General features: G+C 54.8%; 23 protein-coding genes. 16 read left to right on the top strand and 7 right to left on the bottom strand.

Annotated features, from left to right (window positions below):
- Positions 1 to 110 precede the first annotated feature (110 nt).
- From K6L24_RS14460 to K6L24_RS14435, 6 genes are all read left to right on the top strand, one after another.
- Positions 111 to 1052 (top strand): isoaspartyl peptidase/L-asparaginase family protein, encoded by a 942-nt coding sequence (locus tag K6L24_RS14460; protein ID WP_062746743.1) that lies wholly within the window; start codon positions 111 to 113, stop codon positions 1050 to 1052.
- On the top strand, positions 1052 to 2902 hold the full coding sequence (gene gsiA, locus K6L24_RS14455; protein WP_137269622.1) for a glutathione ABC transporter ATP-binding protein GsiA: 1851 nt from the start codon (positions 1052 to 1054) through the stop codon (positions 2900 to 2902). Before K6L24_RS14460 ends, gsiA begins: the two co-directional genes overlap by 1 nt.
- A gap of 33 nt (positions 2903 to 2935) precedes the next feature.
- On the top strand, positions 2936 to 4474 hold the full coding sequence (gsiB, locus tag K6L24_RS14450) for a glutathione ABC transporter substrate-binding protein GsiB (protein ID WP_222681593.1): 1539 nt from the start codon (positions 2936 to 2938) through the stop codon (positions 4472 to 4474).
- 42 nt (positions 4475 to 4516) lie between these two features.
- Positions 4517 to 5437: a glutathione ABC transporter permease GsiC gene (gsiC, locus tag K6L24_RS14445; protein WP_062746646.1), complete on the top strand. Its 921-nt coding sequence runs from the start codon at positions 4517 to 4519 to the stop codon at positions 5435 to 5437.
- 9 nt (positions 5438 to 5446) lie between these two features.
- The gene (gsiD, locus tag K6L24_RS14440; RefSeq protein WP_062746648.1) at positions 5447 to 6352 is read left to right on the top strand and encodes a glutathione ABC transporter permease GsiD; all 906 of its coding nucleotides are present in this window, start codon (positions 5447 to 5449) and stop codon (positions 6350 to 6352) included.
- Between the two features lie 97 nt (positions 6353 to 6449).
- Positions 6450 to 7115: a DUF3313 domain-containing protein gene (locus K6L24_RS14435; RefSeq protein ID WP_118664375.1), complete on the top strand. Its 666-nt coding sequence runs from the start codon at positions 6450 to 6452 to the stop codon at positions 7113 to 7115.
- A 48-nt stretch (positions 7116 to 7163) separates the two neighbouring features.
- Here the strand turns inward: K6L24_RS14435 and K6L24_RS14430 are convergent, their stop codons facing one another.
- Positions 7164 to 7889, bottom strand: coding sequence for a DUF3053 domain-containing protein (locus K6L24_RS14430; protein WP_062746653.1), 726 nt, complete (start codon positions 7887 to 7889; stop codon positions 7164 to 7166).
- A 139-nt stretch (positions 7890 to 8028) separates the two neighbouring features.
- Between K6L24_RS14430 and K6L24_RS14425 the strand changes: the two genes are divergently transcribed.
- Positions 8029 to 9141: a PQQ-dependent sugar dehydrogenase gene (locus K6L24_RS14425; protein ID WP_222681592.1), complete on the top strand. Its 1113-nt coding sequence runs from the start codon at positions 8029 to 8031 to the stop codon at positions 9139 to 9141.
- A 38-nt stretch (positions 9142 to 9179) separates the two neighbouring features.
- On the opposite strand, the gene K6L24_RS14420 is transcribed toward K6L24_RS14425, so the two are convergent.
- On the bottom strand, positions 9180 to 9836 hold the full coding sequence (locus K6L24_RS14420; protein ID WP_062746657.1) for an HAD family hydrolase: 657 nt from the start codon (positions 9834 to 9836) through the stop codon (positions 9180 to 9182).
- Between the two features lie 273 nt (positions 9837 to 10109).
- Between K6L24_RS14420 and K6L24_RS14415 the strand changes: the two genes are divergently transcribed.
- Entirely contained in the window at positions 10110 to 11315 is a 1206-nt protein-coding gene (locus K6L24_RS14415) for a serine hydrolase (RefSeq protein WP_118664372.1), read from the top strand.
- 40 nt (positions 11316 to 11355) lie between these two features.
- Here the strand turns inward: K6L24_RS14415 and K6L24_RS14410 are convergent, their stop codons facing one another.
- The 4 genes from K6L24_RS14410 to K6L24_RS14395 form a co-directional block, all read right to left on the bottom strand.
- Positions 11356 to 12639: an HAAAP family serine/threonine permease gene (locus tag K6L24_RS14410; RefSeq protein WP_062746660.1), complete on the bottom strand. Its 1284-nt coding sequence runs from the start codon at positions 12637 to 12639 to the stop codon at positions 11356 to 11358.
- Between the two features lie 564 nt (positions 12640 to 13203).
- Positions 13204 to 13809: an undecaprenyl-diphosphate phosphatase gene (gene ybjG / locus K6L24_RS14405; RefSeq protein ID WP_062746748.1), complete on the bottom strand. Its 606-nt coding sequence runs from the start codon at positions 13807 to 13809 to the stop codon at positions 13204 to 13206.
- Positions 13772 to 14548 (bottom strand): phosphatase PAP2 family protein, encoded by a 777-nt coding sequence (locus K6L24_RS14400; protein ID WP_062746662.1) that lies wholly within the window; start codon positions 14546 to 14548, stop codon positions 13772 to 13774. The genes ybjG and K6L24_RS14400 overlap by 38 nt, the downstream gene beginning before the upstream one ends.
- Positions 14549 to 14769: 221 nt before the next feature.
- The gene (locus K6L24_RS14395; RefSeq protein WP_191927189.1) at positions 14770 to 16458 is read right to left on the bottom strand and encodes an aspartate:alanine antiporter; all 1689 of its coding nucleotides are present in this window, start codon (positions 16456 to 16458) and stop codon (positions 14770 to 14772) included.
- A 302-nt stretch (positions 16459 to 16760) separates the two neighbouring features.
- On the opposite strand from K6L24_RS14395, the gene ybjM reads away from it, so the two are divergent.
- Complete coding sequence (gene ybjM, locus K6L24_RS14390; protein WP_191927188.1) at positions 16761 to 17150, top strand: inner membrane protein YbjM; 390 nt, start codon at positions 16761 to 16763, stop codon at positions 17148 to 17150.
- A 68-nt stretch (positions 17151 to 17218) separates the two neighbouring features.
- Here ybjM and K6L24_RS14385 read toward each other — a convergent pair whose 3' ends face one another.
- Positions 17219 to 17482, bottom strand: coding sequence for a GrxA family glutaredoxin (locus tag K6L24_RS14385; RefSeq protein ID WP_062746668.1), 264 nt, complete (start codon positions 17480 to 17482; stop codon positions 17219 to 17221).
- A gap of 203 nt (positions 17483 to 17685) precedes the next feature.
- On the opposite strand from K6L24_RS14385, the gene K6L24_RS14380 reads away from it, so the two are divergent.
- The 7 genes from K6L24_RS14380 to potG all read left to right on the top strand — a co-directional run bounded on the left by K6L24_RS14380 (position 17686) and on the right by potG (position 23775).
- Entirely contained in the window at positions 17686 to 17973 is a 288-nt protein-coding gene (locus K6L24_RS14380; protein WP_137269626.1) for a YbjC family protein, read from the top strand.
- On the top strand, positions 17957 to 18679 hold the full coding sequence (gene nfsA, locus K6L24_RS14375) for an oxygen-insensitive NADPH nitroreductase (RefSeq protein ID WP_062746672.1): 723 nt from the start codon (positions 17957 to 17959) through the stop codon (positions 18677 to 18679). The genes K6L24_RS14380 and nfsA overlap by 17 nt, the downstream gene beginning before the upstream one ends.
- Positions 18680 to 18701: 22 nt before the next feature.
- Positions 18702 to 19604 (top strand): 30S ribosomal protein S6--L-glutamate ligase, encoded by a 903-nt coding sequence (gene rimK, locus K6L24_RS14370; RefSeq protein ID WP_062746674.1) that lies wholly within the window; start codon positions 18702 to 18704, stop codon positions 19602 to 19604.
- A 112-nt stretch (positions 19605 to 19716) separates the two neighbouring features.
- The gene (locus K6L24_RS14365; RefSeq protein ID WP_191927187.1) at positions 19717 to 20292 is read left to right on the top strand and encodes a YceI family protein; all 576 of its coding nucleotides are present in this window, start codon (positions 19717 to 19719) and stop codon (positions 20290 to 20292) included.
- 186 nt (positions 20293 to 20478) lie between these two features.
- A complete protein-coding gene (locus K6L24_RS14360; RefSeq protein ID WP_062746677.1) occupies positions 20479 to 20958 on the top strand; it encodes a YbjN domain-containing protein in 480 nt (159 codons plus the stop codon).
- A gap of 458 nt (positions 20959 to 21416) precedes the next feature.
- On the top strand, positions 21417 to 22523 hold the full coding sequence (gene potF, locus K6L24_RS14355) for a spermidine/putrescine ABC transporter substrate-binding protein PotF (RefSeq protein WP_062746679.1): 1107 nt from the start codon (positions 21417 to 21419) through the stop codon (positions 22521 to 22523).
- A gap of 118 nt (positions 22524 to 22641) precedes the next feature.
- Positions 22642 to 23775 carry a putrescine ABC transporter ATP-binding subunit PotG gene (potG, locus tag K6L24_RS14350; RefSeq protein ID WP_205423298.1) on the top strand — a complete coding sequence of 378 codons (1134 nt, stop codon included), beginning with the start codon at positions 22642 to 22644 and terminating at the stop codon, positions 23773 to 23775.

Genomic DNA, 23775 nt, shown 5'->3' with positions numbered 1-23775 from the left:
TGCTTTACATCCCTATATTGCCTGCCTATAGTCAAAAACTGCTATTTTTCGAAAAATATACCCTAACTCAGTGTTTTTCATGCTGATTTGGTACACAGGAAAAATGAATGATGGCCAGAGCGACGATTGCAATTCACGGTGGTGCAGGAGCTATCGCGCGTGCCAGCATGGATGCAGATAAAGAGCTGCTTTACCGACAGGCGTTGCTGCAGATTGTGGCCAGCGCGCAGGCACTGCTGGCAGCGGGAAGCAGCGCGCTGGATGTGGTTACCGAGGCGGTGCGTCAGCTGGAGGCGTGTCCGCTGTTTAACGCGGGCGTCGGGGCGGTTTTCACCCATGAAGGTACGCACGAACTGGATGCCAGCGTGATGGATGGCCGCACGCGCGAAGCCGGGGCTGTCGCGGGAGTCCGCCGTGTACGCCATCCGGTGCTGGCTGCCCGTTCAGTCCTGGAAAATAGCCCTCATGTGCTGTTTATTGGCCAGGGTGCGGAATCGTTTGCGGAAAAACAGGGGCTGGAAATGGTCAGCAATGATTTTTTTTCCACGCCGGAGCGCCGCACCCAGCTCGAACATGCGCTGAATACACAGCAGACCCTGCTGGATCACGATGGGGGCCTGCCCCCTGATCGAAAATTTGGCACCGTGGGGGCCGTCGCGTTAGATAGCGCAGGCAACCTCGCCGCTGCCACGTCAACCGGTGGCATGACCAATAAACAGGTCGGGCGCGTGGGCGATTCGCCGCTGCCCGGAGCAGGCTGTTATGCCAGCGAGCGTGTGGCGATCTCCTGCACGGGCACCGGAGAGGTCTTTATGCGCACGCTGGCCGCCTATGACATCGCCGCCATGATGGAATATGGTGGGCTGTCGTTACAACAGGCCAGCGATAAGCTGATCCATGAAAAAATTCCTGCACTCGGCGGCAGTGGGGGGCTGATCGCCATTGATACCGATGGCAATCTGGCTCTGCCCTTTAACAGCGAAGGGATGTATCGCGGTTACGCGGTGGCCGGTGAGCTGCCGGTCGTTGCCATCTATCGGGAGGAGCCCTGATGAGTGTATTGCCCCATCAGGATGACGTGGTGCTGTCAGTTCGCAATCTCAGCGTCAGTTTTCAGCATGAAGGCCAGCACATTCAGGCGGTGAACAAGCTGTCGCTGGATGTCCGCCGGGGGGAAACCCTGGCGATTGTCGGAGAATCCGGTTCCGGGAAGTCTGTTACCTCGCTGGCGCTGATGCGACTGGTGGAGCAGGGCGGCGGGGTTATTGACAGCGGTGAGATGTGGCTGCGTCGCCGTAATCAGCAGCAGGTCAACCTCGCCACGCTGTCACCGTCACAGCTGCGCCGCATTCGCGGTGCCGATATGGCGATGATCTTTCAGGAGCCGATGACCTCGCTTAACCCGGTGTTTCCGGTCGGGGAGCAGATTGCCGAATCCATTCGTCTGCATCAGGGGAAAAGCCACGCCGGGGCGCTGGCCGAAGCGCAGCGGATGCTCGATCTGGTGCGGATACCGGAGGCTAAAAATGTGCTGGGACGCTACCCGCATCAGCTGTCCGGCGGAATGCGTCAGCGGGTGATGATTGCCATGGCGCTCTCCTGCCGTCCTGCCCTGCTGATTGCCGATGAGCCGACGACGGCGCTCGATGTCACTATTCAGGCGCAGATCCTGCAGCTGATCCGCGTGCTGCAAAAAGAGATGCAGATGGGGGTGATTTTTATCACTCACGATATGGGGGTCGTGGCCGAAATGGCCGATCGTGTGCAGGTTATGTATCGCGGTGACGTGGTGGAGACGGGCAGCGTTGATGCCATTTTTTCCACCCCCGGACAGCCCTATACCCGTGCACTGCTGGCCGCGGTGCCCAAACTGGGCGCGATGACCGGACGACACTGGCCGGCGAAATTCCCGCTGCTGCGTGACGGCGAGCCGGTGGATGAACAGCCCCAGGATACGGTAGACCCGCAGGCGGAACCCATTTTGCAGGTACGCGATTTGGTCACCCGGTTTGATATCCGTAGCGGTTTGCTGAACCGTGTACACCGGCGGGTGCATGCCGTGGAGAAAGTGAGCTTCGATCTCCGGCCCGGCGAAACGCTGGCGCTGGTGGGAGAATCCGGCTGCGGTAAGTCGACCACCGGCCGCTCTTTGCTGAGACTGGTCGAGAGCCAGGGAGGCAGTATTACCTTTGACGGTCAGCGCATTGAGACGCTGGCCGGCAGCGCATTGTCGCACCTGCGGCGGGATATCCAGTTTATCTTTCAGGATCCGTATGCCTCGCTCGACCCGCGCCTGACGGTGGGTTTTTCCATTATGGAACCGCTGCTGGTGCATGGGATTGCCCGCGGTGAGGACGCCGCGCAGCGCGTGGCCACTCTGCTGGAGCGCGTCGGTCTGTTGCCGGAACATGCTCAGCGCTATCCGCATGAGTTCTCCGGTGGTCAGCGTCAGCGCATCTGCATTGCCCGGGCGCTGGCGCTCAATCCGAAAGTGGTGATTGCAGATGAGGCGGTCTCAGCGCTGGATGTGTCTGTTCAGGCGCAGATTATCAATCTGATGCTCGATCTGCAGCGCGAGTTCGGCATTGCGTTTCTGTTTATTTCCCACGATATGGCGGTGGTGGAGCGTATCAGCCATCGCGTGGCAGTGATGTTCCTCGGGCAGATTGTGGAGATCGGACCCCGGCAGGCGGTATTCGAACATCCCCAGCATCCTTATACCCGTAAGCTGATGGCCGCTGTGCCCGTGGCCAACCCGGCACACCGCCGACGTGAACGGGCACTGTTAGTTGATGAAATACCCAGTCCGATACGTGCTGTTGGTGACGAGCCGGACGTGGCCCCTCTGGTGGAGGTGAGCGCCGGGCACTACGTGGCGCGCCATACCATTCACCGCACCTGAATTTTGCATAACGACAACAAGGGATGACGTAAGATGATGAATCACTACACACGTAAGCTGCTGTTAACCGCTGGCCTGCTCGGTAGCGCCGTTGCACTGCCCGTCTGGGCGGCGAAAGACGTAACCATCGCCGTTGCCTCAAATTTCACCACGCTCGATCCGTACGACGCTAACGATACGCTGTCGCAGGCGGTGGCAAAGTCCTTCTATCAGGGGCTGTTTGGCTTTGATAAAGCCATGAAGCTGGAAAATGTGCTGGCGGATAGCTATCAGGCCAGCCCGGACGGATTGATTTACACCATCAAGCTCAAAGGCGGCGTGAAGTTCCAGGACGGTACGCCATTTAACGCCGCGGCGGTCAAGGCTAACCTCGACCGCGCCAGTAACCCGGATAATCATCTCAAACGTTATAACCTGTTCAAAACCATCGCGACAACGGAAGTGGTCGATGACAGCACGGTAAAAATTACGCTGAAGCAGCCATTCTCAGCCTTTATTAACACCCTGGCCAGCCCGGCAGCGGCGATGATCTCGCCGGCCGCACTGAAAAAATACGGTAAGGACATCGGCTTCCACCCGGTGGGCACCGGTCCCTATGAGTTTGTGACCTGGAACCAGACCGAGTTTGTGAAGGTGAAAAAGTTCGCCGGCTACTGGAAAACGGGTTATCCAAAACTGGACAGCATCACCTGGCGTCCGGTGGTGGATAATAATACCCGTTCCGCGATGCTGCAAACCGGCGAGGCGAACTTTGCTTTCCCGATCCCGTTTGAGCAGGCCAGGCTGCTGGAAAAAAACAGCAAACTGGATCTGGTCACCTCACCATCCATTATGCAGCGCTACATCAGCTTTAACGTGACGCAAAAGCCGTTTGATAATCCGAAAGTGCGCGAAGCGATTAACTACGCGATTAACCGACAGGCTCTGGCGAAAGTGGCGTTTGCCGGTTATGCCACCCCGGCAACGGGTATCGTGCCGCCGTCGATCCAGTATTCACAAAGTTACCCGGCCCCGGAATACAACCCGGCGAAAGCACGTGAGCTGCTGAAAGAAGCAGGCTATCCCAACGGCTTTACCACGACGTTGTGGTCTTCTCACAACCACAGCACCGCACAAAAAGTGTTGCAGTTCACCCAGCAACAGCTGGCGCAGGTGGGTATTAAAGTCGAACTGACGGCAATGGATGCCGGCCAGCGCGCGGCGCAGGTGGAAGATAAAGGCCAGAAAGAGAGCGGTGTCAGAATGTTTTACACCGGCTGGTCTGCGTCGACTGGGGAAGCCAACTGGGCGCTGACGCCGCTGTTTGCCACGCAGTCCTGGCCACCGACCATCTTTAACACGGCCTTTTACAGTAATCCGCAGGTTGATAAAGACCTGGCTGATGCGCTGAATACTACCGACGGCGAGAAAAAAGCCGCGTTGTACAAAGACGCTCAGGATCGTATCTGGAAAGATCAGCCCTGGGCTCCGCTGGTGGTGGAAAAGCTGGTGTCAGCCAATACCAAAAATCTGACCGGATTTTATGTGATGCCGGATACCTCGTTCAGCTTTGACGATGCCGACCTGAAGTAACCGACTGGCGCGCCTCCCGAAAAGGGGGGCGCAGGGTGCAAGATGCTTAATTACTTTTTAAAACGTTTACTGGGCCTGATCCCCACGTTGCTGATTGTCGCGGTGCTGGTCTTCCTCTTTGTCCACCTGCTGCCGGGCGATCCGGCACGGCTGATTGCCGGACGCGAAGCCGATGCCGAGGTAGTGGCAATGGTCCGCCAGCAACTGGGCCTGGATCTGCCATTACCGCAGCAGTTCTGGCACTACATTACCCACGTTGTGCGCGGCGATTTTGGTATCTCCATGGTGTCAAAACGACCGGTCGCTGAGGAGATCGCCCAGCGTTTTCTGCCCACCCTGTGGCTGACGCTGACCAGCATGGTGTGGTCGGTTATTTTTGGTATGGCGATTGGTATTGCCTCTGCCGTGTGGCGCAACCGCTGGCCCGACCGGCTGGGTATGACGCTGGCCGTATCGGGGATTTCGTTCCCGGCATTTGCGCTGGGTATTCTGCTGATGCAGATTTTCTCCGTTGAACTGGGCTGGCTGCCGACGGTGGGAGCCGATAGCTGGCAGCACTACATTTTACCCTCCATCACCCTGGGAGCCGCCGTGGCGGCCGTCATGGCACGCTTTACCCGTGCTTCGTTCGTTGAGGTGATGCAGGAAGATTACATGCGTACCGCGCGTGCCAAAGGCGTACGTGAATCGGTGGTGGTGATTAAACACGGACTGAGAAACGCGATGATCCCGGTGGTGACCATGATGGGGCTTCAGTTTGGCTTCCTGCTTGGCGGATCGATCGTGGTTGAAGTGGTCTTCAACTGGCCGGGTCTGGGGCGACTGCTGGTGGATTCGGTGGCCATGCGCGACTACCCGGTGATCCAGGCCGAGGTGCTGCTGTTTTCGCTGGAATTTATCTTGATTAACCTGGTCGTTGATATGCTGTATGCGGCTATCAACCCCGCCATTCGCTATAAGTAAGGATGCACGATGATTAACTGGCGACGTAACGCCGTCCTCTCTGCGCTGCCGGGTGTCAGCCCCCATCGCGTCCGTACGCCGTGGCGGGAGTTCTGGCGACGATTCCGCCGTCAGCACGTGGCGATGGTCGCCGCCGTTTTTGTGCTGCTCCTGATCCTGACGGCGCTGTTTGCTCCGCTGCTTGCGCCCTTTGATGCGGAAAACTTTTTTGATTACGACAGGCTGAATGAAGGGCCGTCGCTGATCCACTGGTTTGGGGTCGATGCGCTGGGGCGGGATATTTTCAGCCGCGTGCTGCTGGGTAGCCGGCTCTCTCTGGTGGCGGGATTTTTCTCCGTGGCAGTCGGTGCGGCGATTGGCACATTGCTGGGACTGCTGGCGGGCTATTACGAAGGCTGGTGGGATCGCATCATCATGCGCATTTGTGACGTGCTGTTTGCGTTTCCCGGGATCCTGCTGGCGATAGCCGTTGTAGCGGTGATGGGCAACGGCATGTCGAACGTGATTCTCGCTGTGGCGATCTTCAGTATTCCGGCTTTTGCCCGGCTGGTACGGGGGAATACGCTGGTCCTCAAGCACCTGACTTACATTGAATCGGCGCGCAGCATTGGCGCGTCAGATCTGACGATTATCCTGCGCCACATCCTGCCCGGAACGCTGTCATCGATCGTGGTGTATTTCACCATGCGTATTGGTACCTCCATTATTTCTGCGGCCAGTCTGTCGTTCCTTGGACTGGGTGCACAGCCCCCGACGCCGGAGTGGGGCGCCATGCTCAATGAGGCGCAGGCCGATATGGTGATGGCTCCGCATGTGGCGATTTTCCCCAGTCTGGCAATCTTCCTTACCGTGCTGGCTTTTAATCTGCTGGGAGATGGCCTGCGTGATGCGCTGGATCCGAAGCTAAAAACCTAGCCCTCAGTGCAGCCTGAACAAATATTGTGCACATTGTCTGGTGATTGATGACAGGCGCTCTATGCTTGAATAACCTTCACCCTGTAAGGATATGGCAATGCATTCTGCACGTTTACCTCTGGTCGCCGGGCTGGCAACGTTGTGTTTAGTGCTGGCGGGCTGTTCGTCTAAAGTGGCTGATACTACTCAATATTCCGGTTTTTTACCGGATTACTCAAAACTGAAGCCGTCCGAATCGCCCAGCGGCCATCAAACGCTGCGCTGGATTTCGCCGGATGACAAGCTGTCCGACTATCGCGGGATCTATTACACCCCGGTCGTTTACTATCCTGCCGCAAAGCCCAATAACCGGGTCAGCCAGGCTACACTCGACCAGATTCGCACGTACCTTGATACTCAGCTTAAAGCCGCTGTTGCGCAGCGCAAGCCGCTGGTGAGTCAGCCGGAACCCGGTACGCTGGTGATGAAGACCGCCATCACGGCAGTGAACGCGGAAAATCAGGACATGAAATTCTATGAAGTGGTTCCGGTGGCCGCAGTGGTAGCCAGCACCATGGCCGCATCCGGCCACCGGACGCAGAACAGCGTGCTGTTCCTCGAGGCCGAGCTTCTGGATGCGAAAACCGGGAAACCGGTGATGGAAGTGGTGCGTAAAGCTTATGGTAAAACGGTGGCAAACAGCAGCGCGCCGATTAACCAGGCCGAGCTGAAAAGTGCTATTGACGAAATGGTTCGTGACGTGGTCGCACTGCCCGCAGAATAAGGCATCGGGTCAGTGGCGACCGCTGTTGCGGTCGCCACCGTTTAACCGTTAACGCATCATATTTTCTAATTTACTCACCGTATTCGACAGCTCAGTCACCAACGGCTGTAATTTTTGCTGAATGGCGTTGTACTGATCCAGTGCCTTCTGATCGGTGAACTGAACGCTGTTACCGATAATCTTCACCTTATCACCCTGCTGTTTCAGCAGATCGACCTGACTGACTACCAGAGCCAGCGTTTCCGGCACCAGCGTGGCGATCTGGCGCGCCACGTCATCAGGCTGTGCTACCAGTTTGGTATACACCTGATCGTAGACCGCTTTCAGATCTTCCGGCTGCTTCAGCGCCTGGTGTTTCGCATCAGCCTCCGCGCGTTGTTTGGCAAGCGCAGGCTCCCATGCTTTACTGTCAGCGGCCATTTTGCTCATTTCATCGCGTTTAGCTATCAGCGTTGTGACCGAACCCACGTGGTTCAGGCTGGAAAAAACAGGCACCAGCGACGCGTTAAATATCTCACTCATTCCCTGGTGATAATCGGTCAGGATCGCATAGTCACTGGCATAAGGACCGAAGGCCTTCTTCTCATCGTCGGTCAGCTGCGGAACAGCCAGTTGAGATTTCGCCAGCACGCGGGTTTGCAGGAACTCAATAAAAGCCTTGCGTTGTTCAGGCTCTTTGTCGCCACAGCCGCTCAGCGTCAGCAGTAAAGCCAGCATGATAAAAGGCAACAGCAGAAAACGTGCGAAGCCTGTCTGTGTTAATCGTGAAGTCATCAGAACTATCCCTTGTCGTATTGAATGAAGGTATTGCAGGTCACAGCCGGAGAAATATAGCGCAGTGCGCCAGATAATTCGGCAATTACTGACAACTTAGCTAAATTTATTTAACAAATGGTTACAAGGAGCAATTACGATGAGGCATTACCTGGCGGCATTCGCGTTCCTTCCGGCGTTATTACTCAGCCCTTTTGTGCTGGCGAATAAGGTTCAGGTAGAGGTACTGCAGGACAGGCTTGACCATCCGTGGTCGCTGGCCTTTTTACCCGAAGATCAGGGACTGCTGATCACCGAGCGATCCGGCCAGCTGCGGCGCTGGCAGGCGGGGAAGGGCCTGTCGCCAGCGATCGCCGGCGTGCCTGACGTCTGGTCGCAGCGCCAGGGGGGATTACTGGATGTGGTGCTGGCCCCGGACTTTACCAGCAGCCGACGTGTCTGGCTCAGTTATACCGTAGCCGGGCATGATGGTCGTGCCGGGGCCGCCGTAGGCTATGCCCGCCTGAGTGATGATTATCTTCGCTTAACCGATTTCCGTGAAGTCCTGCGCCAGCAGGGCGTGTCAACCGGGGCGAATCTGGGTACCAGGATGGCCTTTGACCGTAGCGGCCACCTGTTTATCGCCTTTGGTGATAATTTCCAGGCGGAAAAAGCGCAGGATCTGTCAGCGCTTCAGGGAAAAATTATTCGCCTGAATGCCGATGGTTCCGTACCGGCCGATAATCCACTGGCACATAAAGCGGGAGCGCGTTCAGAGATCTGGAGCTGGGGAATGCGTAACCCACAGGGGCTGGCTATGAACCCCGCCAGCGGTGAAATCTGGGAAAGTGAGCACGGGCCGCGTGGCGGCGATGAAATCAACATTCCGCGCAAGGGTAGGAATTACGGCTGGCCGCTGGCGACATGGGGCATTGATTACAGCGGTGAGAAGGTACCCGGTTCGAAAGGAGGACGGGTGGCGGGCACGGAACAGCCGATTTTATACTGGAAGGTCTCCCCGGCGATCAGCGGCATGGCATTCTACAGCGGCAGCCGTTTTCCGCAGTGGAAAGACGCTCTGTTTATCGGCGCGCTGAAAGAAAAGAACCTGATCCAGCTGCGGGTGAACGGTGACCGGGTTGAAGAACAGGCGCGGTTGCTGACCGATCGTGGCGAGCGTATTCGTGACGTGCGCAGCGGGCCGGACGGCTGGCTGTATGTGCTGACCGATGAGAGTAACGGCAAGCTGCTCAGGGTAGGGCTGCAGCCCTGATCAGGTCGGGGCTGACCTGTTGGGGTCAGCCCTGTGGGCTATCTGGCCCAGTGGCAAATGTCCCAGCCGCGCTGCTGTGCCAGTCGCTCCAGCGCAGCGGCGGGATTAATCACAGCCGCGCGATCCGCATATTCCAGCATGGCAACATCATTGATTGAGTCACTGTAAGCCCACCTATGGGAAAAGGGCGCTGCTTTCTGCGCTGCCTGCCACTCTTTTATCCGGGCGACCTTGCCTTCTTTATAGGTCAGCGTGCCATAGATCTGCCCACTGTAGCGGTCATCGATAACTTCTACGCCTATCGCCAGTGCCCCACATGCCCCCAGCTGTTCGGCTATCGGTGCGACCAGATGCTCGCCGCTGGCTGAAATCACCAGAATGGTATCTCCCCGCTGCCGGTGCCACGCCATGCGTTCCCGCGCGGCAGGGTAGACGCGGGGCAGGATATCGCGCTGGATAAAGCGGCGGATCCACCCAGACACCGTGGAGGCAGCCATACCGTTCAGCGGTGACAGTGTGGTGTGCATATACTCCTCCATGGACAACGTTCCCTGATAGTACTGCTCCATCAGGGCCCGCTCCTCATCGATCAGTCCGGCGGGGGCAAACCCCTGCGCAACCAGCCAGCGCAGCCACAGGCCGGTGCTGTCTTCGCAAATCAGTGTTTCGTCGAGATCGAACAGCGCTAAATCCATCATCATACTCCTCTGGCAGTGGCGGCCCAGAGTAGCGGATTTTTGTGACAGGCTTAACTGTTCGCGGCAAATTCGGATTTTCGCCCGTTTTAATCGCAGAAAAAATGACGAAAAATCAGCCAGTGATACAGGAAAAATCTGCCAGATTGAATAAACTCTAAGAAACTTTACGGTTAAGTTGTTCATTTTCTGGGTATAACGCCTTAGTGTAGGGCAGTTAAACGCCTGGTTTCACTTTTATAATTGCCTTTCAAATGGATAAGCGGTCACCCCATGAAAAATACGTCCCTTCCTTCCCGTGTTTTTGCACTGGCTACCCCCACCACATTACTACTGCTCTCGCTGTCTACTGCTTATGCTGAGCAGGCTCCCGCTGCCCCGCAGATAGAAGCGAAGGCCTGGGTGCTGATGGATTATCACAGTGGAAAGGTGCTGGCCGAATCGAATGCTGATGAGCGTCTTGATCCTGCAAGTCTGACCAAAATGATGGCCAGCTATGTGACCGGTCAGGCGCTGAAAGCGGGCAAGATCAGCAAAGATGATATGGTCACTGTCGGGAAGGACGCCTGGGCCACCGGAAACCCGATTTTACAGGGATCATCGCTGATGTTTCTTAAGCCGGGCGATCGCATTCCTGTGTCGGAACTCAACAAAGGCATCGTTATTCAGTCAGGTAATGATGCCAGTATTGCGCTTGCCGACCATGTGGCAGGGAGCCAGGACTCCTTTGTCGGCCTGATGAACAATTATGTGCAGGCGCTGGGGCTGAAAAACACCCACTTCAAAACGGTGCACGGGCTGGATTCTTCCGGACAGTACAGTACCGCACGCGACATGGCACTGATTGGGCAGGCGCTGATCCGCGATGTGCCGGAGGAGTATGCGCTGCACAAAGAGAAAGAATTCACGTTCAATAAGATCCGCCAGTACAACCGTAACCGGTTGCTGTGGAGCACCAATCTTCAGGTCGATGGTATCAAGACCGGACACACCTCCGGCGCAGGAAATAACCTTGTGGCCTCAGCCGTTGACGGCGATCAGCGGCTGATCTCGGTGGTGCTGGGCGCGGCCACCGACGCCATCCGCTTCCGGGAAAGTGAAAAACTGCTGACATGGGGCTTTCGTTTTTACGAGACGGTGACACCGATTAAGGCAGGGAATGCGTTTGCTACCCAGCGCGTCTGGTTCGGTGACCGGAAAGAGGTCAATCTGGGTGTGGCGAAAGATGCGGCGATCACCCTGCCCAAAGGCCAGCTGAAAAATCTCAAGGCCAGCTTTACGCTTGCCCAGCCGCAGCTGACGGCACCGCTGGCAAAAAATCAGGTGGTAGGGACCATCGACTTCCAACTGGACGGAAAATCCATCGCGCAGCGGCCGCTGGTGGTATTAGATGAGGTGAAAGAGGCAGGCTTCTTTGGGCGTATCTGGGACTACATCATGATGAAAATGAACGGCTGGTTTGGCAGTTGGTTCGCTTAATCAGTAAGGGGCCGACCCGTTTACCGGTCGGCCCACCGCATCAGAACAGGTCGTAAGCGACGGCTGAAATCGCCACCAGGCCAACCAGCACCACAAAGACATTACTCAGTTTACCGCTGTATTTGCGCATTGCCGGCACTTTGTTGATGGCATACATCGGCATCAGGAACAGCAGGACGGCAATGATCGGGCCGCCCAGGCTTTCAATCAGACCCAGAATACTCGGATCCAGCGTGGCGACAATCCAGGTCGTTACCAGCATAAACAGCGCTGTAAAGCGATTCAGTTTATGTTCGGCGATGGATTTTCCACGACTGCGCAGCATTTTGTTAACGGTACCGTTAAAGCCTTCACGTGCGCCAAGGTAGTGACCCAGGAAGGATTTCGTAATGGCCACCATTGCAATGACGGGGGCCAGCCACGCCATCAGCGGGGTATCAAAATGGTTGGCCAGGTAAGAGAGGATAGAGATGTTCTGCGCTTTGGCTTCCGCCAGGTTGGCCGGCGTCAGGCTCAGTACGCAACTGAACACGAAGAACATCACGGTGAGCACCATCATCACATGGCTGCGTGCCAGAATGCGTGAGCATTTAGGCTCTGCCTGGTCGCCATACTCTTCGCGCTTGGCCACGGCAAAGGCGGAGATAATCGGGGAGTGGTTGAAGGAAAAAACCATGACCGGAATAGCCAGCCACAGGGTCATCATCAGCCCTTTTCCGGTTCCGCTCATGCTGACGTTATCAAAAATCGCGCTGCTCCAGTGCGGGATCAGATAGAGCGCCAGCACCATCAGCACCAGCACAAACGGATACACCAGTACGCTCATGGTTTTGACGATAATCTCTTTGCCAAAACGCACAATAGTCATCAGCCCGACAATCAGAATCAGCGCCAGCAGGGCGCGTGGCGGTGCCTGCAGATGCAGTTGATGGGTCATAAAGCTTTCAACGGTATTGGTGATCGCCACGCTGTAGACCAGCAGGATTGGGTAGATGGCAAAGAAGTAGAGCAGCGTAATCAGTTTACCGGCCCCCACACCAAAATGTTCTTCAACCACTTCAGTGATATCTTCGCCCGGCTGACGGCCTGAAAGCACAAAACGGCACAAACCACGGTGAGCAAAAAAAGTCATCGGGAAGGCCAGTACCGCCATGATGATCAGCGGGATCAACCCGCCAATGCCGGCATTGATCGGCAGAAACAGCACGCCGGCACCGATAGCCGTGCCGTACAGGCCGAGCATCCACATGGTGTCAGTTTTACGCCAGACGCTGGCATCCTGTGTTGCTTCGGGGCTCAACACCGCCGTTTGGGATGTGTCCATGATTTCTCCAGGGTTAAAAGGTAAAAACAATTAACTAAATCGTATTTCATTCGCCTCTACAGAATTAGCCTCTGATTACGGCTTTAATTAATTACTCTGTTTTAATGGCGCACACTTTACCACCAGAAAAAATAGATGAAAGCACTGTCTTTGTGGTTACCGGTGATCGTAATCACACTTTCACTACCTTTTTTAGAGGGAATGTCTGCGGGTGTGTTTTTTAAGGGTGTTAATCACCAGGTTACCGCTGTTTAAACAGCCATTTACACTGCTTTTTTTGTTTTTTAACTGGGTAAGTAGTGAGCTGTTCTGCTTATAATAACGGCGGTTTTTATTAAATAACACTATTTATCAGTGGGTTGTGTTTTTCTGATGGGGTGGGTTTTTTCCGGCTGGGAGCTATTGCGCAACAGGTAAAATAACGGGCGTGATTAAAGCGCGTGTTGCGCAATAAATAACGCCCCCGCTGTCTGAAATAACAGCAAAGTTTTCGTGTTTTAAAAGAAGGTACGATGATCTGCATCAATGCAAAAAGGGCCTGAATAATCAGGCCCTAATTAAATATTAATCGCGAACCCAACCTTTACTGATGGGAAAGGCAAAGACGGTGCGATAAAGCGAAGAGAGTCGGGGCAGCAACGCGCCGCCGCAGAACTGCCAGAGAATTTGCGCAAACAGGCACGAGAGCAGCCCGACCAGCATACCGCCGAGCATATCCAGCGGCCAGTGTATGCCAAGGTAGACTCGCGACCAGGCGATAGCCGCACCAGTGACCAGTAAAATGGCACCTGACCACATCCGGTGCCAGCAAATAAAGGCGATGGCAAAGGTAAAAATAACCGTGCCATGATCGCTGGGATAAGAGTCATCAGGCGCATGCGACAGAAACTGATTACCCAGCCCAATAGCGAAAGGACGCGGATGGGGGAACAGATGGGCAAGACACCAGGAGATTGCCAGCGCACAAAGCAGAGCGACACCCGTTTTAACCACCAGCACGCGCTGGGAGGTGAGCTGGCTGCGCGGCCCCCACAGCCACAGGCCGACAATCAGCAGGGGCACAATGGCAATGAGATCGCGGGCAATAAACGTCGCCAGGGTAATCAGCCACTCGGGTGAATCCGTGCTGGCGTTAACCCAAAGAAACAGCACCCGGTTTAACTCTTCCATCATCAATATATCCTCGTCTTTTCAGCAGGTACGTTACGCACCCAAAAATCACACATTGCGTCAGCCAGACCCACCACGCCGCCCACAAGTTGTGAGAAAGGAAGTGGGCGCCGCGCATAATCTGGCCAAAACCCATGACCATGCCGAGAATCAGGGCTGACCACCAGCAAACCCATGCCAGGCGCGGCCGACGCGGGTAAAAAAGAAAAAACAGCGCCAGTGCACTAAAGCCGCTGGAGGCATGCCCGCCCGGGAAGCAGTGCCCCGGCCCACTGTTGATCGGCACCGCACCGAACAAAGGATAAGAGACAGCCTTCCCGCCAAACTCCACCAGATCCCACGGGCAGGAGTGAGCGCTGGTGGCTTTCAGCACGCCCACCACCAGCGGGCCGATACCCATCAGCAGGGCCACCAGCACCCAGCGCGGCTGACGGCGGATAAACCCGGCCAGCAGCAGCAGAACGCCCATGGCGATCACGCCCTGCTTCAGCAGCCGGTGGTTGATCACATCAAGCCAGACATTATCCTTCCACGGAAACTGTCCGGTCAGCGGATCGAACCACATCCGCGTTATTGCCATATCCCAGCGTTCACTGCGCGACAGCCAGATAAACAGCATCGCACTGAGAATTAACAGCACGAATTGCTTAAGGTAAAAGCCAGCAGGTAAGGGGTAAAGAGTTTCGCTCTTAATTGCATGGCTCGTTTGGCTTTTGTTGAGAATTGATGATGATTTCATGAAGGTTTAGCTATCTGACCAGAGTCCAGGCAGTCAGTTTGCCGGGGAGGGCTTAAGGAAGCCTTAAGGCTGACAGGGCGGTTTACGAGGAGGCAGAAAAGAAAAAAACCCGATAATCATAAGATTAACGGGCTCCACAATCAGGGGATTTCAAAGAAAAGCAGTGGCACTAATTAAGACTTCAGCCCACAAAAAAAGTTCTGCGAAATCGATTAATTTTTTTAACCGCCCAGAATCGGCCAGATTATCACAATCAGCGTACCTGCCAGTGTCAGTAAAACGTTAGCAATAGCATAGGTTCCTGCATAGCCGAGTGCCGGGATATTACTGCGTGCGGTGTCGCTGATGATCTCCATCGCCGGAGCACAGGTACGTGCGCCCATAATGGCGCCGAACAGCAGGGCGCGATTCATTTTCAGCACCCACGCACCGAACAGGAAACAGATAATCACCGGCACCAGGCTAACGATCAGACCGGCACCCAGCATCAGCAGCCCGGTTTCACCCAATCCTTTAGTGATACCGCTACCGGCGCTCAGCCCTACGCCCGCCATAAAGACCATCAGACCAAACTCTTTCACCATGGTCAGTGCGCCCTGGGGAATATAGCCAAATGTTGGATGATTAGCGCGCAGGAAGCCCAGCATGATCCCGGCAAACAACAGCCCGGCCGCATTACCAATGCCAAAGTTAAAGCTGCTGAACTGGAAGGTGATCATGCCGATCATCAGACCGATGATAAAGAAAGCGCAGAATGCCAGCAGATCGGTCATCTGGCTGTGAATGGAGATAAAACCAATACGGTCAGCCACCGCCTTCACGCGGCGTGCTTCACCGCTGATGTGCAGGACGTCGCCTTTATTGAGAATAATGCTGTCGTCGATCGGCATTTCAATCTGGCTGCGGATCACCCGGTTAAGGAAGCAGCCATGATCGGTCAGCTTCAGCTGGCTCAGACGTTTATTCACCGCATTGTTATTCTTGACCACGATCTCTTCATTGACGATGCGCATATCCAGCAAGTCACGGTCAAAAACCTCTTTCCCGTTGCGGAAGCTGGGGTCGAGCCGGGAATGGGCATCAGGATAGCCCACCAGCGAAATTTCATCTCCAGGCTGCAGTACCGCATCGCCATCCGGGTTGGCCAGAATGCCGTTGCGACGAATACGCTCAATATAACAACCTGTCTGGCGGTAGATACCAAGCTCACGCAGATTTTTGCCATCAATCCAGGCCACCAGCTCCGGTCCAACGCGGTAGGCGCGGATCACTGGCAGATAGACTTTCCGCTGACTGTCCGGATCCAGACCGCGCTCCCGGGCAATCTGCTGGGCGCTGGTGGGCAAATCCTGGTGCTGTAATTTAGGCAGATAGCGCGCGCCAAAAATCAGGCTGACCAGACCAATCAGATAGGTCAGCGCGTAGCCGAGGCTCAGATGGTCCTGTGCCTGGCTCAGGCTCTGGCCGTCAGTCAGTGTCTGACGCAGGGTATCTCCGGCCCCGACCAGTACCGGTGTTGAGGTCATTGAACCTGCCAGCATCCCGGCCGTCAGGCCAATATCCCAGCCGAATAGTTTGCCCAGACACAGAGCGAGGATCATCGCGCTGGTGACCATCACAATGGCCAGCATCAGATAGTTTTTTCCGTCGCGAAAGAAAATAGAGAAAAAATTGGGGCCCGCTTCTACGCCAACGCAAAAAATAAATAACATAAAGCCTAAATTAAGGGCGTCGGTATTAATGGAGAAATGCTGCTGGCCGAGCAGTAAAGAAACAACTAAAACGCCAATAGAATTACCGAGTTGAACAGAACCTAACCGAAGTTTGCCTAAACATAACCCCAGCGCCAGTACGACAAATAATAACAGAATGTAATTTCCACTTAACAAATCTGCGACGTTTATATTCACGGTTTAACTTCTTGTTTACCAGTAACCTATTGATAGGAGGGGGTTTATGCGCTAAATTTCATGGCGTAACAATAGCCACTGCTGTTGCCTGTTAAGAGAAGTCTTAGCCGACAGTCAGATAAAGCGCGACTCATTTTAGTCGCTATGTGGCATGACAGCCAGCACCTGGCTGGCTTATTTGTTACGGGTTTTGTTTTTGGAAAATATTCAGGATAAAAGCGGCTGCTCACTGTCAGTGGGCTGACTCATTGACGCGTCGAAATGAATTGAATTGGGTTAATCATGACCCGGAGAAAATTCTTGTGTGGATAAAAGGTATCCGTTGGACAGGTCTGATCGCCTGCAGCGCACTCTACGGTGCAATCTATATCGCCGTACGCTATCCGCTACCCGCAGGTTACAGTGGACATGCTCAGCTCGGGCTGCTGCTGTTTGTCTTACCTGGCGCCCTGGCTGCATTGACCTCCCGCGAGGCCCCGCTAACGGTGATGACCGTCGCCATCGCTCTGGCATCACCCCCCTGTCTGCTACTGATGCAGTCAGATGGCTTTAACAGTGTGGGGCTGGGTCAGGAGATTGCCTTTATTGCCAGCGCCGTATTCTGGTGCGGATCGGGCACTTTAGCGGTGATGCTGTGGCGGACGCTGATGGAGATGCATCAGCAGCAACAGGACAGGAAAGAGCGCTTATAGCTTACTGACTGCAATGCGGGCCGATTGCAAAAGAATCGGCCGCTGCGGGGGCGTAATAAGAGGGGAATTTACTGGAACAGGCCCAGATTCTCTTTCGCATAAGCTTCGAATTCTGTACAGCCACCGATGTGTGTCTGATCCAGGAAGATCTGCGGCACGGTTTCTACCGGTTTGCCCACGGTCTTCTCTAAGTCAGCCTTGGTGATCCCTTCAGCGTGAATATCCACATAGCGGAAATTAAAGTCATCACGTTCTTCCGTCAGTTTTTCAGCCAGCTCTTTCGCGCGAACACAGTACGGGCAGGCAGGACGTCCAAAAATCACTGCAAACATAGGTTTCTCCTCAAAGGGTCAGAACTTTTATGTGATACATGTCACATATCATGGCTTATTGGCGCTTATGATGCCCGCATCCCGGGCTGAAAGGAAGAAGGAATTACCTGTTAGTCTGATTCGCTGCACCTATGCATAAACGCACATTCTGCGCTTTAATATCCTCACTCATTCAGAATAATGCCGTCAGCAGGAGAGCCGTTATGCGTGCATTCAGTCAACTTCCCCGGCCGGTGCTGGTTCTTGAAGTCCTTGGCATGGTGCTGCTCATCCTCTCTTACCTGACGTTACATGAAATGCTACCCTTGCCGTCGCTATTTACCGGTAAACTTGCCGCGACAGTGATGATTTTTGCCGGTATCGCCCTGATGCTGCCTGCTGCCACAGTCATGATGTGGCGGACGGCCAGGGTCATGGCGCCCGACCTTTTTAACACGCGATCTTCGCGTGAGAAGCCCAAACCAGGAGATTCCCATGACGCCGACCATTAAGCTAATGTGTTCGCACCGTTCAATTCGTGCCTTCAGCGACCAGGCGATCACTGCAGAGCAACGTGCAGCGATTCTGGATGCTGCTCAGTCGGCCTCCACCTCCAGTTTTTTACAGTGTTCATCCATTATCCGTATTACCGATCCGGAGATGCGTAACACGCTGGTCACCCTCAGCGGTGGCCAGAAATATGTGGCTCAGGCCGCGGAGTTTTGGATCTTTTGTGCCGATTTTAACCGCAATCAGCAGATCTGTCCGGAAGCGCAACTGGGGCTTGCAGAGCAACTGCTGCTGGGCTGTGTGGATACGGCGCTGATGGCGCAGAATGCGATGGTAGCGGCGGAGTCGCTGGGCTTTGGCGGCTGCTATATTGGCGGTATTCGTAACAACATTGCAGAGGTGACTGAACTGCTTGGCCTGCCGAAGTTTGTGCTGCCGCTGTTTGGCATGTGCCTGGGCAGCCCTGAACAGGATCCGGATACCAAACCACGTATGCCAGCGGCCATGCTGGTGCACGAAAACCATTATCAGCCGCTTGACCCTGCGCTGCTGGCGGAATATGACCGCGAGCTGGTGGCCTATTATGAGTCACGCGACAGCAATCGCCGCTCGGAAAGCTGGAGTGAGCATATCCAGAAAACCATCATTAAAGAGAGCCGTCCGTTTATCCTTGACTACCTGCATCAGCAGGGATGGGCAACGCGCTAACCCTTTCGCCCGGAGGCTTCTGGTGAAAATTGCCATTCTTTCCCGTGATGGTTCGCTTTACTCATGTAAGCGTTTGCTGGAGGCCGCGCGGGCACGCGGGCACAGCGTTGAGGTCATTGATCCGCTTTCCTGCTATATGAATATCAATCCGGGGTCGTCGGCGATTCATTATCAGGGGCGTCAGCTGGCGCACTTTGATGCGGTGATCCCGCGTATTGGATCCGCCACCACGTTTTATGCCACGGCCGTGCTGCGTCAGTTCGAAATGTGCGGCAGTTATCCGCTCAATGAATCACTGGCAATTGCCCGGGCGCGGGACAAACTGCGCTCACTGCAACTGCTGGCGAGGGCAGGGATTGCCATGCCGGTCACTGGCTTTGCTCACTCACCGGACGATACCCGGGATTTGATCGAAATGGTGGGCGGCGCACCGCTGGTGGTCAAGCTGGTAGAGGGCACGCAGGGGATTGGTGTGGTACTGGCTGAAACCCGTCAGGCTGCTGAAAGCGTGATCGATGCATTTCGCGGCCTGAATGCGCACATTCTGGTGCAGGAGTTTATCAAAGAAGCACGGGGTTGCGACGTCCGCTGCCTGGTGATTGGCGGAGAGGTGGTTGGGGCGATTGAACGCGAGGCGAAAGAGGGCGATTTCCGTTCGAATCTGCATCGCGGCGGCCAGGCCCGGCGGGTAACGATCAGCGCTGCTGAACGCGCGATAGCGATCAAAGCTGCCGCGACGCTGGGACTGGATGTGGCTGGTGTGGACATTCTGCGCGCTCACCGTGGTCCGCTGGTGATGGAAGTGAATGCGTCTCCCGGACTGGAGGGGATTGAAAAGACCACGGGACTGAATATAGCCGCTAAGATGATCGGATGGATTGAGGCGCAGGCCCAGCCCGGTTTTTGCCTGAAAACCGGCGGATAAAGGGCATCGTTAGCGCCGGGCAACCCGGCGCTGCAGCGCCATGCGCATAAATCGGTGAATAGAATGGCGTGGTCAGGTGTTTACGCTATGACTGCTAAACGGAGGTTCACCGATGACTCGCCCTGTGTATTTACTGAGTTTTTTATTGCTGATGAGTACGGCGCTGTATGCGGCGCCAGCAACCTATGCTATTTCAACGGATAAAACGGCGATTGGTTTGTCATGGCGCGCGTTCGGCCACGCCTTCTCACAGGCCCGACTTCAGGGAGTGACCGGGACGGTCACACTGGATCCTGCTGCCGACTGGCAGGACCATATCGAAGTGAAAATCCCGGTGGCCACGCTGGTGGCGTCCAATATCCTGCTGACCAGCCAGCTTAAAGGGGCGCTGTTTTTTGATGCGGCACACTACCCCTGGATACGCTTTACCAGCATTCGGGTGGTAGCACTGGGGCAGGGGCAGTTCAGAATTTTTGGCATGCTGTCAGTGAAAGATGTGCGTCGTCCGGTAGTGATGGAGGCCTCGCTGGATAATCATGGGGTTTTATCGCCGGGTATGCAGACCCTCGCCCTTCATGCCTCAACGGCCATTTCCCGCAGCGCATTTAACGTTGATCACCTGGTGGGTATCGTGGATGACCGGGTTGCGATTAACCTGACAATTGCAGCTCAGGCATCGCCCCGCTAAGGTCTTTTCTTTCGTTATTGCTACGCCCGACAGCTTTCTGCAGTGAGGGGGGCTGCCCATGGGGACCCCCTCTGGGTTAATCCTTAAAAGCAGTCACTGGCGTCATATTTCTGTCGTAATTATGGTTTTTAGCGGCGTTTTTCCGTAAGCTAGAACGCAATTTTATTGCGGCAAGAGACAAACAATATGGATTCACTCGTCGTTCCGGATCTCGACGTATTGCGACGTTGGCTGGATCAGCAAAGCATTACCTGGTTTGAGTGTGATTCATGCCAGGCACTTCATCTGCCGCATATGCAGAATTTTGACGGGGTGTTTGACGCCAAACTGGATCTGGTGGACAACGTGATCCTGTTTTCGGCGCTTGCCGAGGTGAAACCTACGGCGCTGATCCCACTGCTTGCGGACCTGTCGCAAATCAACGCCAGCTCCCTGACGGTAAAGGCGTTCCTGGATATTCAGGACGATAACCTGCCAAAACTGATCGTTTGCCAGTCAGTGAGTACAACGGCGGGGCTGACCTACAGCCAGTTTGTCCATTTTATGAAGCAGAGCGAAGAACAGATCTCCATGATTGTCATGGAAGCCTTTGCCAATCATTTGCTGATGATCGGGGAAGATGAGGACCGGACACTCATGGCTGATGGCCATTCCGTGCTGCATTAACCCCTCCTTTTTTACCTTCATTTTTGCCAGCAGGCGGAGCTATCTTCCGCCTGTTTTCATCCCGCCAAAACGTTCCCATCCTTTTTTGCCGCAAACGCTGCTTTTATCACCTTATCCCTGAGTATCCACACGGCTTTTTATTCTGCACTATGCCCTTTATTGCCAGATATTAGTCGCTGTTTATGCCATGAATGGCATATCACAGAGAGGAAACATGCATAAAAAATCGATAAAAGGCGTTTTTTATCCTGGGGGCTGGTCTGGGCCTGATAGTGGGGCTATTCTTGCGTGGCTGCATCATGCGTGCAACGTCCCCAGATATATAGGTTTTTAGTATTAACAACAGAATGAATATTGATTCACTCTGGTTCTCTTAAGGTACTAACCTGTATTAAGAGGCAGGTGTTCACCGGTTCGCCTGCCCGGCATTAGTTTATCTCTGTTCAGGAGGATGGAAAATGTTCAACCAACGTAAAAAATGGTTGTCAGCTGTGGTTGCGGGTGCGCTGATGGCGGTCTCTGCGGGTTCACTGGCTGCAGATAAGACGCTGCACGTTTATAACTGGTCTGATTATATTGCGCCCAATACCGTGGCGGATTTTGAAAAGCAAACCGGTATTAAAGTGGTGTATGACGTCTTCGACTCCAACGAAGTGCTGGAAGGCAAAATGATGGCCGGTAATACCGGTTATGATGTCGTCGTTCCTTCCTCCAGCTTCCTGGCGCGTCAGCTTCAGTCAGGCGTGTTCCAGCCGCTGGACAGAAGCAAACTGCCAAATTATAAAAACCTTGATCCGGATTTGATGAAAAAGCTTGAGCAGCACGATCCGGGCAACAAATACGCCATTCCTTACCTGTGGGCCACCACGGGCATCGGCTACAACGTTGAAAAAGTGAAAGCGGCGCTGGGCAAAGATGCCCCTGTCGACAGCTGGGATCTGGTACTGAAGCCGGAAAACCTGGAAAAACTGAAAAGCTGTGGCGTATCCTTCCTGGATGCACCGGAAGAAATCTTTGCTACCGTGCTGAACTATATGGGCAAAGATCCTAATAGCAGCGATCCGAAAGATTATACCGCAGCGACTGACCTGCTGTTGAAACTGCGCCCCAGCATTCGCTACTTCCACTCATCTCAGTACATTAACGATTTGGCGAACGGAAACACCTGCGTGGCTATTGGCTGGGCCGGGGATATCCTGCAGGCAAAAAATCGTGCTGTCGAAGCCAAGAACGGCGTGAATATTGCCTACAGCATTCCCAAACAGGGGGCGCTGGCGTTCTTCGATATGCTGGCTATCCCTAAAGATGCGAAAAACGTCGATGAGGCCTATCAGTTTATTAACTATCTGATGGAGCCAAAAGTGATGGCCCAGATATCCAATACAGTGTTCTACGCCAGCGGCGTCAAAGCGTCCCTGCCGTTTGTCGATCCGGCCATCCGTGATAACCCGGGGATTTATCCGACGGCAGACACCATGGCAAAACTGTTTACCCTGAAGGTGCAGGAGCCAAAACTTGACCGTGTGCGTACGCGTGCATGGACTAAAGTTAAAAGCGGTAAGTAACGCACCCTCATTTTACACTTGTTAAGCAGCAGAGGCGCGATTACCGGCCTCTGTTTTGTCATTTTTAGGGGTGGGGCATCGCACCGTTCCCCCCTTTTAGCGCCGGAGTATCATGGTCGTGAACGACGCAATCCCCCGTCCTGAAAGCAAAGCAGATAAGGCGCTAACGCCGCTGCTGGAAATCCGTAACCTGACCAAATCGTTCGACGGTCAGCACGCAGTGGATGATGTGAACCTCACCATTTATAAAGGCGAGATATTTGCTCTGCTTGGCCCCTCTGGCTGCGGTAAGTCAACGCTACTGCGCATGCTGGCTGGCTTCGAATCGCCTACCCAGGGGCAGATTGTGCTGGATGGCCTGGATCTCTCCCATGTGCCGCCGTATCAGCGTCCGATCAATATGATGTTCCAGTCCTACGCGCTGTTTCCCCATATGACGGTAGAGCAGAACATTGCGTTCGGCCTGAAGCAGGACCGCTTATCGAAAGAGGTGATTGCTGAACGCGTGGCGGAAATGCTTGCTCTGGTTCATATGCAGGAATATGCCAGACGCAAGCCGCACCAGCTTTCCGGCGGCCAGCGTCAGCGCGTGGCGCTGGCCCGTAGCCTGGCCAAACGCCCGAAGCTGCTGCTGCTCGACGAACCGATGGGTGCGCTGGACAAAAAGCTGCGTGACCGTATGCAGCATGAAGTGGTGGATATTCTTGAGCGTGTCGGGGCGACCTGCGTCATGGTGACCCACGATCAGGAAGAAGCGATGACCATGGCTGGCCGTATTGCGATCATGAACCGGGGCAAATTCGTGCAGATGGGCGAGCCGGAAGAGATTTATGAGCACCCGACCACGCGCTTCAGCGCTGAATTCATCGGGTCGGTTAATCTCTTCGAAGGCCTGCTGCGTGACCGTCAGGACGATGGGCTGATTATCGACTGCCCGGGGCTTGTCCATCCGCTGAAAGTCGCCTCGGATGTCTCGGTGGTCGATGGCGTACCGGTTTCCGTGGCGCTGCGTCCGGAAAAAGTCATGCTGTGCGAAGCGGTTCCGGCGGATGGCTGTAACTTTGCGGTCGGGGAAGTCGTGCATATCGCCTACCTCGGTGATCTGTCGATTTATCACGTTCGCCTGCGCAGTGGACAGATGATCAGCGCCCAGTTGCAAAACGCCTATCGCTTTCGTAAGGATACCCCGACCTGGGGTGACGAAGTGCGTCTCTGCTGGGATGCCGATAGCTGTGTGGTCTTAACGGTGTAA

It is taken from the genome of Erwinia persicina (assembly GCF_019844095.1).
Taxonomy (GTDB): Bacteria; Pseudomonadota; Gammaproteobacteria; order Enterobacterales; family Enterobacteriaceae; genus Erwinia; species Erwinia persicina.
The sequence above is the reverse complement of the archived record's forward strand: the minus strand, read 5'-3'. Positions and strand labels throughout refer to the sequence as shown.

Coding starts and splice junctions, on each gene's coding strand:
- K6L24_RS14460 (WP_062746743.1), top strand. CDS start 111: ATGGCCAGAGCGACGATTGCAATTCACGGTGGTGCAGGAGCTATCGCG.
- gsiA (WP_137269622.1), top strand. CDS start 1,052: ATGAGTGTATTGCCCCATCAGGATGACGTGGTGCTGTCAGTTCGCAAT.
- gsiB (WP_222681593.1), top strand. CDS start 2,936: ATGATGAATCACTACACACGTAAGCTGCTGTTAACCGCTGGCCTGCTC.
- gsiC (WP_062746646.1), top strand. CDS start 4,517: ATGCTTAATTACTTTTTAAAACGTTTACTGGGCCTGATCCCCACGTTG.
- gsiD (WP_062746648.1), top strand. CDS start 5,447: ATGATTAACTGGCGACGTAACGCCGTCCTCTCTGCGCTGCCGGGTGTC.
- K6L24_RS14435 (WP_118664375.1), top strand. CDS start 6,450: ATGCATTCTGCACGTTTACCTCTGGTCGCCGGGCTGGCAACGTTGTGT.
- K6L24_RS14430 (WP_062746653.1), bottom strand. CDS start 7,889: ATGACTTCACGATTAACACAGACAGGCTTCGCACGTTTTCTGCTGTTG.
- K6L24_RS14425 (WP_222681592.1), top strand. CDS start 8,029: ATGAGGCATTACCTGGCGGCATTCGCGTTCCTTCCGGCGTTATTACTC.
- K6L24_RS14420 (WP_062746657.1), bottom strand. CDS start 9,836: ATGGATTTAGCGCTGTTCGATCTCGACGAAACACTGATTTGCGAAGAC.
- K6L24_RS14415 (WP_118664372.1), top strand. CDS start 10,110: ATGAAAAATACGTCCCTTCCTTCCCGTGTTTTTGCACTGGCTACCCCC.
- K6L24_RS14410 (WP_062746660.1), bottom strand. CDS start 12,639: ATGGACACATCCCAAACGGCGGTGTTGAGCCCCGAAGCAACACAGGAT.
- ybjG (WP_062746748.1), bottom strand. CDS start 13,809: ATGGAAGAGTTAAACCGGGTGCTGTTTCTTTGGGTTAACGCCAGCACG.
- K6L24_RS14400 (WP_062746662.1), bottom strand. CDS start 14,548: ATGAAATCATCATCAATTCTCAACAAAAGCCAAACGAGCCATGCAATT.
- K6L24_RS14385 (WP_062746668.1), bottom strand. CDS start 17,482: ATGTTTGCAGTGATTTTTGGACGTCCTGCCTGCCCGTACTGTGTTCGC.
- K6L24_RS14380 (WP_137269626.1), top strand. CDS start 17,686: ATGCGTGCATTCAGTCAACTTCCCCGGCCGGTGCTGGTTCTTGAAGTC.
- nfsA (WP_062746672.1), top strand. CDS start 17,957: ATGACGCCGACCATTAAGCTAATGTGTTCGCACCGTTCAATTCGTGCC.
- K6L24_RS14365 (WP_191927187.1), top strand. CDS start 19,717: ATGACTCGCCCTGTGTATTTACTGAGTTTTTTATTGCTGATGAGTACG.
- K6L24_RS14360 (WP_062746677.1), top strand. CDS start 20,479: ATGGATTCACTCGTCGTTCCGGATCTCGACGTATTGCGACGTTGGCTG.
- potF (WP_062746679.1), top strand. CDS start 21,417: ATGTTCAACCAACGTAAAAAATGGTTGTCAGCTGTGGTTGCGGGTGCG.